We start from the raw sequence: 14,706 nt of genomic DNA on the forward strand, positions 1-14,706 counted from the left end.
CCCGCCGTGCAGGGTCTCCCGCCCCGGCTGCCCTCCTTCACCGGCCGCGGCCGCCTGCTGGAGACCCTGCGGGACGGCTTCACCCTCGGCCCCGCGGCCGAACCCGTGCAGGTCCTGTACGGCATGGGCGGGGTCGGCAAGTCGCAGGCCGCGGTCGAGTACGCGCACCGCTTCGCGCCCACCTACGACGTGGTCTGGTGGGTGCCGGCCGAGGAGCCGGCCGGCGTGCCGCAACGGCTCGCCGGACTCGCCACCGAGCTCGGCCTGGAGAGCAGCGGTGACGTGGCCCGGACCGCCCGGGCCGTGCTGGACGCGCTCGGCCGGGGCCGGCCGTACCCGCGCTGGCTCCTGGTCTTCGACAACGCGGAGGACCCGGAGCACCTCGCCCCCTGGCTCCCGGCCGGCTCCGCCGACGGCCACGTCCTGGTCACCTCGCGCGACCGGCGCTGGGCCCGCCACCGCGGCCGGACCGAGGTCGAGGTCTTCGACCGGGCGGAGAGCGTCGAGCTGGTCCGCCGCTTCAACGCCGGCGTCCCGGCCGTCGACGCCGACCGGATCGCCGAACTCCTCGGGGACCTGCCGCTCGCCGTCGGCCAGGCCGCCGCCTGGCTGCACGAGACCCCGATGCCGGCCGCCACCTACGCCGAGCTGCTGGACGAGACGCTGACCGACATCCTCGACCGGTCGGTCCGGGCGGACGCCGAGTACTCCACCGTCACCGCCGCCACCTGGCGGATCGCCGGCGCCGACCTGCGCCGGATCAACGCCCCGGCCGCCCGGCTGCTGGAGGTCTGCGGCTTCCTCGGCCCGGACGCCATCCCGATCCGGCTGCTCTACAGCGCGCCGGTGACCGAGGCCGTCGGACTGCCTGCGGGCGCCCCGGAGGGCCGGCTCGCGATGGGCGAGATCCTGCGCACCGTCAACCAGTTCAACCTCGCCCGGTACGACCAGACCGGCGGAACGCTGAGCGTGCACCGGATCACCCAGGCGCTGCTGCGCGACCAGACCGCCGAGGCCGACCGGGCCCGGGTGCGGGCCGTCGTGCACCGCGCGCTCGCGCTGGACTCCCCGGGCGACCCCGACACCCCGGACAACTGGCCCCGGTACGCCGAACTGCTGCCCCACCTCTGGCCGTCCGGTGCCGTCGGGAGCGCCGACCCGGCGGTCCGGCAGTGGATCGTCGAATCGGTCCGCTACCTCTGGCACCGCGGCCTGCTCGACGCCGGCCGCGACCTCGCCGAACGCGCGCTGGCCCAGTGGTCCCCCGAGGGGACCGGCGGGTCCGACGGCCCCGGCCGGCCCGGGGAACACGACGTGCCGGCCCTGCTGATGCGCGTTCAGCTCGGCAACGTCCGGCGGTCCCAGGGCGCCGCGCAGGAGGCGTACGAGATCGACCAGCACGCGTTCGAGGGGCTGCGCGCGGCGCTCGGCCCGGAACACCCCCACACCATCGCCGCCGCCAACAGCCTCGGCGGCGACCTTCGCCACCTCGGCCGCTACGCGCAGGCCCGGGTGCTGGACGAGCAGACCCTGGAGACCGCGCTGCGGGTCCTCGGCCCCGAGCACCCGCGCACCTTCATGAGCATGAACAACCTGGCCGTCTCGGCCTTCATGGCCGGCGACTACCGGGCGGCGCTGGCCCGCCACCAGGACGTCTACCGCCGCCAGCGCGCGGCTCTGAGCGAGCGCAACCCCTACACGCTGCTGTCGGCCGTCAACTGCGCGCGCGACCTGGGCGCCACCGGGCGCTTCCAGGAGGCCCTGGACCTCCTGGAGCACGTCGTGCGGAGCTACCGGGAGATCGTCGGTGACGACCACGACGACACGCTGCGCGCCCGTCAGGGCCTCGGGGTGGTGCTGCGCCGGCTGGGCCGCTACCGGGAGGCGCTGGCGAACGACGAGGACGTCCACCGGCGGCTGCACGCCCTCAACGGGGCCGACCACCCCGGCACGGCGGCCGCCGCCGGCAACCTGGCCGGCGCGCTCGGCGTGCTCGGCGACACCGGGCGCGCCGTCGAGTTGGCCGAGGAGGCGTTCGGGCACTACCGCACCCACCTCGGCGAGGACCATCCGACCACGCTGGTGGCGGCCGGGAACCTCGCCGTGGCGCTGCGCCGGGCCGGCCGCACGGCCGAGGCCGGTGGGCTCTCCGCCCGCGCCCTGGACGGCCTGCGCGCGGCGCTCGGGGACCGCCACCCGTACGTCGGGATCGCGCTGCTGAACCACGCGAACGGCCTGGCCCTGGCCGGTGACCCGGCTGCGGCGGCGGCCCTGGAGGCGCAGGCCGTACCGCTGCTGGCCGACGTGCTCGGGCCGGACCATCCGGACGCCCTGGTGGCGCTCTCCCACCTGTCGCTCAGCCTCGCGGCGACCGGCGACACCGACCGGGCCGGGCGACTGGCGGCGGATGCGCTCGGGCGGGCCCGTGAGGCGTTGGGGCAGGCCCATCCGGTGACGGTGGCGATCCGGGACGGCCGGCGGCTGGAGAGCGACATCGAGACGCGACCGGTCTGACTCCGCCGGCCGCCGCCGGGGGGCTCTGCGCCGTGCAGGTGCCGCTACGCGACCGCCGAGTGGGTGAACTTTCCGCAAGACTTCGCTGCATGGCGGGCCAGAGGACACAGAGGCTCGTGGAACAGCGCGGTGTTGCCCCCGTGCTGCCACTACATTGGTCGATTAGCGCCGGGGTGTACCCGGAGTCTGCTCTCTCTAACCCCCATCGTGGAAGAGAATCGAATATGACACCCGCACTGGACACCAAGCCCACGCAGGATCTGACGGATCATCACCGGGGCGAGCGGTCGACCCTGGCCGAGCTGGCCTCGCTCGGCGCCGACGAGCTCGCCGCGCGACTGCGGCGTGCCCTGCCCGGCTCCGATACCGGCCTGGTGCCGGTCGCGGCCTTCAACTCCTCCATCTGACCGGCCGACCGACCACCGGCCCCGGCTGAAACCGACTGGCCATGACGCGACCCCTGCTCCCGTTCACGCAGTTCGTGGTGAAGGTCCACAGCCGGTGCGATCTCGCCTGTGACCACTGCTACGTCTACGAGCACGCCGACACCAGCTGGCGCGCCCGTCCCAAGGTCATCGGCGAGGAGGTCCTGACCAGGGCCGCCCGGCGGATCGGCGAGCACGCCGCCGCCCACGGCCTGACCGTCGTCCGGGTCGTCCTGCACGGGGGAGAACCCCTGCTGGCCGGCCCGGAACGGCTGCGCCGCGCCGCCGAGGAGTTCCGGGCCGCGCTCCCGCCCGGCTGCGCGCTCGACCTGCGGATCCACACCAACGGGGTGCTGCTGGGCCCCGCCTTCTGCGAGCTCTTCGACGAGCTGGAGATCAAGGTCGGCGTCTCGCTCGACGGTGACCGGGCGGCCAACGACCGGCACCGCCGGTTCGCCGACGGCCGGAGCAGCCACCCGCAGGTGCTGCGGGCGGTCGGACTGCTGCGCCGCCCCGAGTACCGCCACCTCTACGCCGGCCTGCTCTGCACCGTCGACGTCGAGAACGACCCGGTCGCGGTCCACGACGCGCTGGCCGAACTCGACCCGCCGTCCGTCGACTTCCTGCTCCCGCACGCCACCTGGGAGCAACCGCCCGCGCGGCCGGCCGGCCGGGGTGAGACCCCGTACGCCGACTGGCTGCTCGCCGTCTACGACCGGTGGGAGGCGGCCGGCCGGCCGTTCGCCGTGCGGACCTTCGACTCGGTGCACCGCACCCTGCACGGGCTGTCCAGCCTGACCGAGTCGCTCGGCCTGGAACCCGCCGCGCTGGTCGTGCTGGAGACCGACGGCACGTACGAGCAGGCCGACAGCCTGAAGACGGCGTACGACGGCGCGCCCGTCACCGGCCTCGACGTCTTCACGCACAGCCTGGACGAGGTGGCCCGCCACCCCGGCATGGCCGCCCGGCAGTCCGGGCTGGCCGGGCTGAGCGCCACCTGCCGTGCCTGCCCCGTCGTCCGCTCCTGCGGTGGCGGTCTGTACGCCCACCGTTACGGGGCCGATGGTGGATTCGACCATCCCTCCGTCTACTGCGGGGATCTCATGACACTCATCAACGGCATCGCCGACCGCGGCGAGCCGGCCGGCAGGCCCGGCACCACCCCGCGGGCGGCAGCCGGCCGGGCCGTTCCCGCCCAGCCCGGCGAGCCGGCCCCGCCCGCCGGCCTCACCGACCGGCAGCTGGACCGGCTGGCCCGCGGCCACGGCGACGCGGACACCGTCCGCGCCCTCGTCCGGTCCCAGCTCGCCCTCACCCGCGCCATGCTGGCGGCCGTCCGGAGCACCTCCGGGCTGCGCTCCTCCGCCGCCTGGGACCTGCTCGCCGACCTCGACTCCACCGCACCGGCCGCACTGGACGCGGTGCTCGGCCACCCGTACGTGCGGGCCTGGGCCGCCCGGCGGCTCGGCGGCGACCCGGGCGCCGGGCTCGGACGGCTGGCCGAGCTGGCCGCCGCCGCGGCCGTCCGGGCCGGGCGGGGCGACGCCGTGGCCGTCCCGGTCCGGGCCGGCGGCCTCCACCTGCCGACCCTCGGCCGGATCGGCCTCGGCGGGGGCGGCGAGGCGATCGTCACCGGCACCGGCGACGGGTTCACCGTCCGCACCGCCGACGGCGAGGTGCTCACCGTCGGGGAGGGCCGCCCGGACCCGCGCTTCGAGCCGGTCCGGCGGGTCCGGCCGGCCGGCGGCTGGACGTTCGCCCTGGAGGACGCCGACCCGCAGCGCGACAGCCACCAGTGGCCGGTCGCCGACCGCCTCGGCGAGGCCGAACTGCTGGCCTGGACCGGTGCGCTGCGCGAGGCCGTCGAGCTGCTCGACCGGGACCTGCCGGCCTTCGCCGAGGGCATGCGGACCGGCCTGACCACCGTCACCCCGCTGCGCCCCGGCCCGCCCGGGCGCGACGTCAGCGCCGCCGCCCGGCAGGCGTTCGGCGCGGTCGGGATCGCCCGCCCGGCCACCGCGCCGACCCTCGCGCTCCTGCTCGCGCACGAGTTCCAGCACGTCAAACTGGGTGCCGTACTGGATCTGGTGGACCTCTACGACCCCGCCGACACCGCACTGTACGACGCACCCTGGCGGCCCGACCCGCGCCCGATCGAGGGCCTGCTGCAGGGCACCTACGCCCACCTCGCGGTGACCGCCTTCTGGCGGACCCGGACCGCCGTCTACGACGGCCTGCCCGGCACCGCCGCCGAGCACGCCCGGGCGCAGTTCGCGCTGTGGCGCCGGTACACCGCCGAGGCGGTCGAGCGGCTGGCCGGCTCGGGCTCGCTGACCCCGGTGGGCCTGCGCTTCGCCGACGGCATGCGGGAGACGGTCGGGCCCTGGCTCGACGTGGCACTGCCGGCGGCGGCCGAGACCGCCGCCGAGCAGGCCCGGCAGGCCCGGCGCCCGGCCGCCCCCATCGGCTGACCGCCCCCGCGTCCACCCCCCACCGGTACCGGATCCGCTCCGGCCGATCGTCTTCGGGAACCGTCATCCTCACCGAACCGCGTCCCGTGCCCCCCCGGCAGGACATAGCAGAGAACGAACTGACCAGGACGGCGCTCGCCGAGCAGTTCACCGCGCTCGGCGTGCGACCGGGCGCCGTGCTCCTCGTCCAGGCCTCGCTGCGCAGGCTGGGTCCGGTCGAGGGCGGCGGCACCACCGTCGTCGAGGCGCTGCTGGACGCGCTCGGCGGGCCCGGGCGCGGCACCCTGGTCGCCTACACCGCGACGCCGGAGAACTCGGACACCTCCCGGCTGGTCCGGGAGATGACGAAGGGCTGGTCGCCCGAGGAGGTGGAGGCGTGGCGGGCGCACCTGCCCGCCTTCGACCCGTACACGACGCCGTCCTCGCCGACCATGGGACGCCTCTCGGAGCTCGTCCGCACCCACCCCGGCGCGGTGCGCAGCGACCACCCGCAGTCCTCCTTCGCGGCGGTCGGCGCCCGCGCCAAGGACGTCACCGAGCTGCACGAGCTCACCTGCCACCTCGGCACGGCGTCGCCGCTCGGCCGGATGTACGAGCTCGGAGCGGACGTTCTGGGCATCGGGGTGGGGATGGCCAGGTTCACCCCCTTCCACCTGGCCGACCTGCAGATGCCGGACATCCCCGTCCGGCACTACGGCTGCGTGGTCCGGGAGGGCGGGGGACGCCGCTGGGTCCACTTCGACGGCCCGCTCCTGGACGACCTGCACTTCGCGGAGCTGGGCGAGGAGGTGCTGCGCGAGGCCGCGGGTGTCCGCCGCGGCAGGGTGGGCGGCGCCGACTGCCGGCTCGTACCGATGCGCGAGGCGGTCGATCTCGCGGTCGGCATCCTGCGCCGGCGGCGCTGGCTCAGGCCCGACCTGGCCACGGCGTAAAAGGGGGCGGTCGTTTCAGTCATGTCAATTCGTGCGGCCCGATGTGCTATTCCATTGGGGCGTCAGTCGTTCCTACACTGAAGCCCCGCGTGCGGGGACTCGCGGGAAGGCGGTTGCAGGCGGGCCAGGGGGAGGCGCGTGTGAACGACCATGGCGGGGACGAGGAATCCTCCCCGCCGTACTTCTTCCTCAGCTACGCGCACACTCCGCGGGCCGGTGCGCGCGGCGCCGGCGACCCCAACCACTGGGTACGGCAGCTGTACCGCGACCTCTGCGAGGCCGTGCTGCAGCTCACCACCGTGCCGGCGGGCGTTCCGGTCGGCTTCATGGACGAGTCCATGCACCAGGGGGAGCTGTGGGCCGAACGGCTCTCGGAGGAACTGGCCACCTGCCGCGTCTTCGTGCCGCTCTACTCGCCCCGGTACTTCAACAGCGTTCCGTGCGGCCAGGAGTGGTACTCCTTCACCCGGCGGCCGGTCTACCCGGCCAACTTCGACTCGGAGCGGACCAGCGGCATCGTCCCGGTCCTCTGGGCGCCGATGAGCCGCTACCGGCTGCCCGAGGTGGCGAGCGAACTCCAGTTCAACCACGCGAGCTTCGGCCCCGACTACGCGACCGAGGGCCTGTACGCGCTGATGAAGCTGAGCTACTTCCGGGGCGCCTACGAGCTGGCCGTGCACCGGCTGGCCCGGCGGATCGTGGAGGTCGCCGAGGAGACCGTCATCCCGGTGGGGCGGCGGCTGGACTTCAACTCGCAACCCAGTGCCTTCAACGTCACGGCGCCCACCAAGCGGCTGCGGATCTCCGTCCTCGCCTACCACCGCGGTGACGTGCCGCCGGAGCGCAATCCCGACTACTACGGCGAGAAGCGCACCGACTGGCACCCGTTCCGGCCGGCCGCCCCCCGCCCGCTCGCCGAGCACGCGGTGCGGCTGGCGCGGCAGTTGGGCTTCCAGGCCACCGTGCACGAGTTCGACGGCGAGGCCGAGGAGATCATCGCGGGCGGCGAGCCCACCGCCCCCGGCCTCCTGCTGCTCGACCGCTGGGTGCTCAAGGACGAGCGGTGGCGTGAACTCGTCCGTCGTTTCGACCGTGCGGACTGCGGCTGGGTGAGCGTCCTGGAACCATGGAACATGGACGACCCGGACTGCGCCGAGCAGCACCGCGAGATGGGCGAACTCAGCGACCAGGCCCTGCGGTTCACCCACCGCGCGACCCGGCCCAGCTTCCTCGGCGCCACCGGGGGGCAGCCCGGACTCGGCAGCCTGGAGGAGTTCGACGACGCGCTGCCCCGGGCCGCGATGAAAGCCAAGTACGCCTTCGAGAGCCGGACCAGGACCGAGCCGGAGGAACCGCCTCCGCCCCGGCCCAACCTCCGGGACGCCTTCCGGCACGGCCGGGGCCGGGACGGACCCGGCCTCCCCGCCCACGACGACCATCCACGCGAAGCAGGCGATCGCCCGGACGACGGGACGCCGTTCGGGGGAGGAACCACATGAGCGAGAACCGCACCAGGAACCTCCGCATCGGCGGCCTGAGCGCCGCCGAGCTGGCGGCCCAGCGGGAGGCCGAGCAGGACCGGCAGGGCCGGATCATCACCTTCTACTCCTACAAGGGCGGTACCGGGCGCACCATGGCGCTCGCCAACACCGCGTGGATCCTCGCGGCCAACGGCTTCCGGGTGCTCACCGTGGACTGGGACCTGGAGGCGCCCGGCCTGGCCAAGTTCTTCCACCCGTTCCTCGACCCCACCGTGCTGGCCGGCACCACCGGCATGATGGACCTGATCGCCGAGTACCGCGAGGAGGCGCTGCGGCCGGTCGAGCACGCCGAGGGCTGGCACCTCGACTTCGCCCGGGTGCACCCGCACGCGCTCTCGCTCTCCTGGCCGATGTTCCCCGACGGCGGCAGCCTGGACTTCCTCTCCGCCGGCCAGTTCAACCGCGACTACTCCGAGGCCGTCACCCACCTGGACTGGGACATCTTCTACGACCGCTTCGACGGCGGGCAGTTCTTCGACGCACTGCGCGCCGACATGAGCAAGCGCTACGACTACGTCCTGATCGACTCCCGCACCGGTCTCTCCGACATCGCCGAGATCTGCACCGTCCAGATGCCCGACGACCTGGTGGTCTGCTTCACCCTGAGCGACCAGTCGATCGACGGCGCCTCCCGGATCGCCCAGCACATCCACGACCGCTACCGGGAGCGCGGCATCCGCATCCTGCCGGTGCCGATGCGCATCGACGAGGGCGAGAAGGAGAAGGCCGACGCCGGCCGGGCGCTGGCCCGGATCCGCTTCGACGGCCTGCCGGCCGGCCTGTCCGGCGAGGAACTCGCCCACTACTGGGGCTCGGTGGAGATCCCGTACCGGCCGTTCTACGCCTACGAGGAGATCCTGGCGACCTTCGGAGACCAGGGCGGCACCCAGACCTCGATGCTGGCCGCCTGCGAGCGGCTCACCGGGGTGATCACCGAGGGCCGGGTCACCTCGCTGCCGCCGGTCGACGAGGAGCTCCGGCTGCGGTACGTGGACGCCTTCACCCGGCGCCGCCCGTCCGTCCCGGCCGACCTCTACCTCTCCTACGTCCCCGAGGACCGGATGTGGGCGGACTGGATCGAGTCCGTCCTCACCCGGGCCGGGTTCCGGGTGCTGCCCCGCGACCTCTCCGCCGGCTCCGACCCGCGGCAGGAGACCGAGCGCGGCATCGACGCCGCGTACCGGACCGTCGCCGTGCTCTCGCCCGCCTACCAGCGCTCGCCGCAGGCCCGCGCGCTCTGGGAGTCGGTGGTCAGCTCCGACCCGTCCGGCACCCGGCGCCAGCTGGTCCCGGTCCGCGTGGGCGACGTCCGGCTCACCGCGCCGTTCAGCAACCGCAACCCGGTCGACCTGGTCGGCCGCGACGAGGCGCAGTCGGTGCAGACCCTGCTGCGCGCGCTCGGCCGCGGTGACGTGCCGCTCGCCGAGACCACCGGCACCGGCCCGCGCTTCCCCGGCAGCAAGCCGCAGGTGTGGGACGTGCCGCCGCGCAACCCGTCCTTCACCGGCCGCGCCGCGGTGCTGGAGCAGCTGCGCAACCAGCTGCGCGGCGGCATGGCCGCGGTGCTGCCCACCCCGCAGACGCTGTACGGCCTCGGCGGCGTCGGCAAGACCCAGGTGGCGCTGGAGTACGCGCACCGCTTCATGTCCGACTACGACCTCGTCTGGTGGATCGACGCCGAGCAGACCGAGCTGGTGGCGCCCGCGCTGGCCGACCTGGCCCGCCGGCTCGGCCTGCGGGTCGGCGACTCCGTCACCGAGGCCGCCGAGGCGGCCCGGGAGGCGCTGCGCCGCGGCGTGCCCACCTCGCGGTGGCTGCTGATCTTCGACAACGCCGACGAGCCCGCCGAGATCCGCAGGTTCTTCCCCGGCGGCTCCGGCCACATCCTGGTCACCTCCCGCAACCAGGCCTGGTCCGGGCACGCCGAGGCGCTGGAGGTGGACGTCTTCACCCGCGGCGAGAGCGTCGAGCACCTGTGCCGGCGCGCCCGCGGGCTCTCCCGCGCCGACGCCGACCGGGTCGCCGAGGCGGTCGGCGACCTGCCGCTGGCCGTCGAGGTGGCCGCGGCCTGGCTGGACACCACCGGCACCCCGGTCGACACCTACGTCGCCCAGCTGCAGGCGGAGGCGGCCCGCGCCCTGGCCGGCGCCCGCCCCGCCGACTACCCCACGCCGGTCGGCGCGACCTGGAACGTCTCCATCGCCCGGCTGCGCACCCAGTCCCCGGCGGCGGTGCGGCTGCTCCAGCTCTGCGCGTTCTTCGCGCCGGAGCCGATCTCGATGAACCTCTTCTACAGCGACCAGATGATCCGCGCCCTGGTCCAGTACGACGCCGACCTCAGCGACAAGTTCATGCTCGGCAAGGTCATCCAGGCGATCGGCCGGTACGCGCTCGCCAAGGTCGACGCCGGCACCAACAGCTTCCAGGTGCACCGGCTGGTGCAGGCGGTGATCCGGGCCGAGATGACCGAGGACGAGCAGGAGGTCGCCGTCCACGAGGTGCACCGCATCCTCACCGGGGCCCGGCCGGTCCTCGGCGACACCGACGACCCGGCCAACTGGCCCGCGTTCGACGAGATCTGGCCGCACCTGTCGCCGTCCAAGGCGCACAACTGCGACGAGGCCGACACCCGGCAGCTGCTCATCGACCGCGTCCGCTACCTGTGGAAGCGCGGTGAGCTCGACCGCGCCCGCGACCTCGGCCACGCCCTGGACGCGGAGTGGACCAGCAAGCTCGGCGAGGACGACCGGCAGACCCTGCTGCTGCGCTTCCAGCTCGCCAACGTGCTGCGCTCGCAGGGCAACTACGCCGAGGCGCTGGCCCTGGACGAGGCCACCCTGGAGCGCCAGCGGGCGCTGCTCGGCGAGCACCACCCGTACACCCTGATGACGGCGGGTTCGCTCGGCGCCGACCGGCGGGCGCTCGGCCGGTTCCAGGCCGCACTCGACCTCGACCGCGAGATCCTCGACCAGTTCCGCGAGCTGTTCGGCGACGACAACCCGCGCACCCTGTCGATGGCCAACAACCTGGCGATCGACTACCGCCTGGTCGGCGACAGCGAGGCCGCCCGCGAACTCGACCAGGAAACCCTGGACCGGCGCACCGCAGTGCTCGGCCCCAAGCACCCCTACACCCTCTCCACCAAGTCCAACCTCGCCCGGGACCTGCGCGAACTCGGCGACTACCGGGGCTCGGTCGAACTGCTGCAGGAGGTCACCGAGGACCTCGGCGACGTGCTCGACCCGGACCTGCCCGAGAACCTGCGCAACGCCAAGTCGCTGGCCGTCTCGCTGCGCCGGACCGGGCAGCTGGCCGAGGCCCGCCGGATCACCAAGGAGACCTACGAGCGCTACCTGGAGCGGTACGGCGCCGACGCGCCCGACGCGCTGGCCTGCGCGCTCAACCTGGCCGCCGACCACAGCGCCTCCGGCGACAAGGAGGCCGCCCGGGACCTCTGCACGACGGTCTACGAGGGCCACCGGCGGCTGTTCGGCGACGAGCACCCGTTCACCCTGGCCTGCGCCAACAACCTCGGCATCTACCTGCGGGGCAGCGGCGACGTCCGGGGCGCGATCGAGCGCGGGCTGGCCACCGTCGAGGGGCTCACCCGGTCGGTGGGGCCCGAGCACCCGTACACCCTCAACGCGCTGATCAACCTGGCCAACGCGTACGGGGACGACGGCCAGATCGACCTCGCCGAGCAGCTCGGCCGCACCGCGCACGCCGGCCTGTGCGAGCGCTACACGCCGCGCCACCCGGACGCGGTGGCCTGCGAGGCCAACCTGGCCGTCACCCTGCGGGCGGCCGGCCGGCACACCCAGGCGGCCGAGCTGCGCGCCCGGGCGATCGCCGAGCTGATCCGCCAGTTCGGCGAGGAGCACCCCAACACCGTCTCGGCCCGCGGCTGGAAGCGGATCAACCGCGACCTGGAGCCGCAGCCGGTGTGACGGCGGGCCGACCCGGGGCCGGGGCCGGCGGGTAGGCTGCGGGGCCATGAGCCCGCAGCTGCCCCCGGTCCTGGTCACCCGCCGCCTCGCGCCCGGCGTGATCGAGCGGCTCACCGCCCACCACGCGGTGACGCACCACGACTCGGACCTGCCGATGCCGCGGAGCGAGCTGCTGGCGGCCGTCCGCGGCCGGTCCGCGGTGGTCACCACGCTGGACGACGCCGTGGACGCCGAGTTCCTGGACGCGGCCGGCCCCGGCCTCAGGCTGGTCGCCAACCACGCGGTGGGCCACCACAACGTCGACCTCGCCGCCTGCGCCGAGCGCGGTGTGGCGGTCAGCAACACTCCCGGGGTGCTGACCGCCGCCACCGCGGACATGGCCTGGGCGCTGCTGCTGGCCGCCACCCGGAGGCTGGGCGAGGGCGAGCGGTGGCTGCGCTCCGGGCGGCCGTGGGCCTGGGCGCCGAACTTCCTGCTCGGCATGGAGCTGGCCGGCACCAGGCTGGGCGTGCTCGGCATGGGCCGGATCGGCCAGGCGGTGGCCCGCCGGGCCCGGGCCTTCGACATGTCGGTCGGCTACCACAACCGCCGTGAACTGCCGGCCGACCGGGCCGGGGACGCCGAGTGGCTGCCGCTGGAGGAGCTGCTGGCCCGCTCCGAGGTGCTGGTGGTGACCTGCCCGCTCAGCGACGCCACCCGTCACCTGCTGGACGCCCGCCGGCTGGCCCTGCTGCCGCCCGGGGCGGTGGTGGTCTCGATGACCGCAGGGGTGGTGGACGAGGAGGCGCTGGCCGCCGCGCTGGAGTCGGGCGCCCTGTTCGCCGCTGCGGTGGACAACTTCGAGCGGGAACCGGAGGTGCCGTCGGCACTGCTGGCCCAGGAGCGGGCGGTGCTGGCCCCGCACCTGGGCAGCGCCACCGTCCGCACCCGGCAGGCGATGGGCGGCCTCGCGGTGGACAACGTCCTGGCGGTGCTGGCCGGCGGCGATCCGGTCACCCCGGTCGGCGCCTGACGCCCCCGGCCCGGTCCACCGGACGCGACCTATCCCGCGGCCCAGCTGAGCGCGGTGGTCATCACCCGGAACGCGCCGAAGTGGGCCGCGCCCGGCTCCAGGTAGAGGGCGGCGCCGGGAATGTGGTCGGCCAGCCAGCGGGAGTGCTCGACCGGTGAGAACTGGTCGTCGGCGCCGTGCCAGAGCCAGCTCGGCACGGCGATGTCCTGGACCTTGAAGCCCCAGTCGGCGGTGAAGGCCAGGACGTCGTCGATCCAGCCGTCGGCGCCGTGCCGGAACGCCTCGCGGTAGTTGCTCTGCAGCATCCGGCGCAGCCCGGTGTCGGCGACCACCTCGCGGTCGGTGGCCGGGAGTTCGGGCCGCAGGCCCTTGAGCAGCCGGACCGGGTCGGCCTTGATCTGCTCGGAGCGGAACCGCATCGAGGCGGCGATCTGGTCGTGCCCGCGCTCGGCCTCCTGGTAGGCCCGGACGTTGGAGGGCGTCATCCCGCCGTACCAGTCCAGGCCGGCCGCGTTCCGGGGGGCCAGGCTGACCAGCAGCGCGACCCGGGTGACCCGCTCGGGCAGGAGCGCGGCGCAGGCCAGCGCGTGCGGGCCGCCGCCCGAGCGGCCGAGGACGGCGAAGCGGTCGATGCCGAGCTCGTCGGCGATGGTCCGCACGTCGGCCGCGGCCGCGCTGACCCGGCGTCCGGGCAGCCGGGCCGAGTCGCCGTAGCCGGGCCGGTCGAAGGAGACCAGCCGGATGCCCAGGCGGTAGAGGACGCTGGTGCGCGGGTGCGGGCCGACCCGGCTGCCGGGCGTGCCGTGCAGCAGGAACACCGGCCGGCCGCGCGGGTCGCCCACGGTCTCGACGGCGAGGGCGCGGCCGTCCGCCGCCTTGACCATCCGTAACGTCACGCGCGGCCTCCTCGGTACTCCGGGGTGCTCCGGTCGGCGGCCCCGGTCGTTCGGTCCTCCGTCAGTGGTCCCGGTCCGTGGTCCCGCGGACCTCCCGGCGGGCCTGCCAGGTGGTGTGCTCGCGGGAGACGGCGTCCTCGGCGTCCCGGGCCAGCCTGGCCCAGACCTCCTCGGCGTCCGCCGCGCCCAGGTCGAGCCGGGCCAGCTGGTCGCGGATCAGCTCCAGCTCGTCCGCGGCCAGCCCGTAGGCGGCGGCCAGCGGCCGGTACTGGCGCAGCTGGGCCCAGGCGGTGACCGAGGCGGCCACCGCCGAGACGGTGCCGAGCGCGTCGTAGCCGAAGCCGCCCATCGCCCGCAGCACCGCGAGCACCAGGCCGAGCCCCGGCAGCACCACGCCGAGCACGCCGGTCCAGAAGCCGGCCCGGGCGCAGTACCGGGCCTTGGAGCGGTACCAGTCGTGCTGCACCAGGATCCGCTCCCGCAGGTAGACCTCGCGGCGCACCGCCAGCGGCTGGTCGCGCAGGCCGCGCATCGCCGCGGTGATCGGCGCGTCGGGCCCCTCCGCGGCCGCGCCGACCGCGCGGCTGCCCCGGAAGGCGTTCAGCACCCGGCCGAGCTGGAAGCTGTACAGCCCCTCGGCGTCGGGCAGGGTGCGCGGCGGCGGCTGGAAGGCGTCGGCCCGGACGGCGAACTTCCAGGCGAGCGTCTTCACCGACTCCGCGGCCGCCCGGCCCTCGTACCAGAGGCCCTGCGGGTTCTGCCGGCTGATCACCACCGCGAGGCCGATCGCGCCGAGGTAGGCCACCGCGGCCGACCAGGCCCACGGCTCGCCGTCGGCGGAGCCGAACCCGGCCGCGGCGACCAGCAGCACCAGTTCCCAGGCCGAGAGCAGGACGGACCGGCGCTGCCCCTGCAACGAGGCCGAGTCGGCCGTCCAGAACAGTGCGGGCAGCAGCTCGTGCTCCCGC

At 74.8% G+C, this 14,706-nt stretch carries 9 protein-coding genes; 7 read left to right on the top strand and 2 right to left on the bottom strand.

Annotated features, from left to right (window positions below; translation table 11 throughout):
• The 7 genes from fxsT (MCM47_RS12310) to MCM47_RS12340 form a co-directional block, all read left to right on the top strand.
• Nucleotides 1-2,514, top strand: a 2,514-nt coding sequence (fxsT, locus tag MCM47_RS12310) for an FxSxx-COOH system tetratricopeptide repeat protein (protein WP_238861314.1), incomplete at its 5' end; no start/stop codon positions are given.
• 224 nt (nucleotides 2,515-2,738) lie between these two features.
• The gene (locus MCM47_RS12315; RefSeq protein WP_238861316.1) at nucleotides 2,739-2,921 is read left to right on the top strand and encodes a hypothetical protein; all 183 of its coding nucleotides are present in this window, start codon (nucleotides 2,739-2,741) and stop codon (nucleotides 2,919-2,921) included.
• A gap of 41 nt (nucleotides 2,922-2,962) precedes the next feature.
• Nucleotides 2,963-5,410 carry an FxsB family cyclophane-forming radical SAM/SPASM peptide maturase gene (locus MCM47_RS12320; RefSeq protein ID WP_238861319.1) on the top strand — a complete coding sequence of 816 codons (2,448 nt, stop codon included), beginning with the start codon at nucleotides 2,963-2,965 and terminating at the stop codon, nucleotides 5,408-5,410.
• 86 nt (nucleotides 5,411-5,496) lie between these two features.
• The gene (locus tag MCM47_RS12325; protein WP_238861321.1) at nucleotides 5,497-6,342 is read left to right on the top strand and encodes an aminoglycoside N(3)-acetyltransferase; all 846 of its coding nucleotides are present in this window, start codon (nucleotides 5,497-5,499) and stop codon (nucleotides 6,340-6,342) included.
• A 140-nt stretch (nucleotides 6,343-6,482) separates the two neighbouring features.
• The gene (locus MCM47_RS12330) at nucleotides 6,483-7,841 is read left to right on the top strand and encodes a TIR-like protein FxsC (RefSeq protein WP_238861325.1); all 1,359 of its coding nucleotides are present in this window, start codon (nucleotides 6,483-6,485) and stop codon (nucleotides 7,839-7,841) included.
• Entirely contained in the window at nucleotides 7,838-11,830 is a 3,993-nt protein-coding gene (gene fxsT, locus MCM47_RS12335; protein ID WP_374209114.1) for an FxSxx-COOH system tetratricopeptide repeat protein, read from the top strand. Before MCM47_RS12330 ends, fxsT (MCM47_RS12335) begins: the two co-directional genes overlap by 4 nt.
• A gap of 46 nt (nucleotides 11,831-11,876) precedes the next feature.
• Nucleotides 11,877-12,842, top strand: a complete 966-nt coding sequence (locus tag MCM47_RS12340) for a D-glycerate dehydrogenase (protein WP_238861327.1) — start codon at nucleotides 11,877-11,879, stop codon at nucleotides 12,840-12,842.
• 29 nt (nucleotides 12,843-12,871) lie between these two features.
• Here the strand turns inward: MCM47_RS12340 and MCM47_RS12345 are convergent, their stop codons facing one another.
• Nucleotides 12,872-13,726 carry an alpha/beta fold hydrolase gene (locus MCM47_RS12345; RefSeq protein ID WP_238861492.1) on the bottom strand — a complete coding sequence of 285 codons (855 nt, stop codon included), beginning with the start codon at nucleotides 13,724-13,726 and terminating at the stop codon, nucleotides 12,872-12,874.
• 73 nt (nucleotides 13,727-13,799) lie between these two features.
• The coding region (locus MCM47_RS12350) for a DUF4231 domain-containing protein (RefSeq protein WP_238861329.1) at nucleotides 13,800-14,706 on the bottom strand (907 nt) is incomplete at its 5' end.

This window comes from Kitasatospora sp. A2-31 (assembly GCF_022288725.1).
Taxonomy (GTDB): Bacteria; Actinomycetota; Actinomycetes; order Streptomycetales; family Streptomycetaceae; genus Kitasatospora.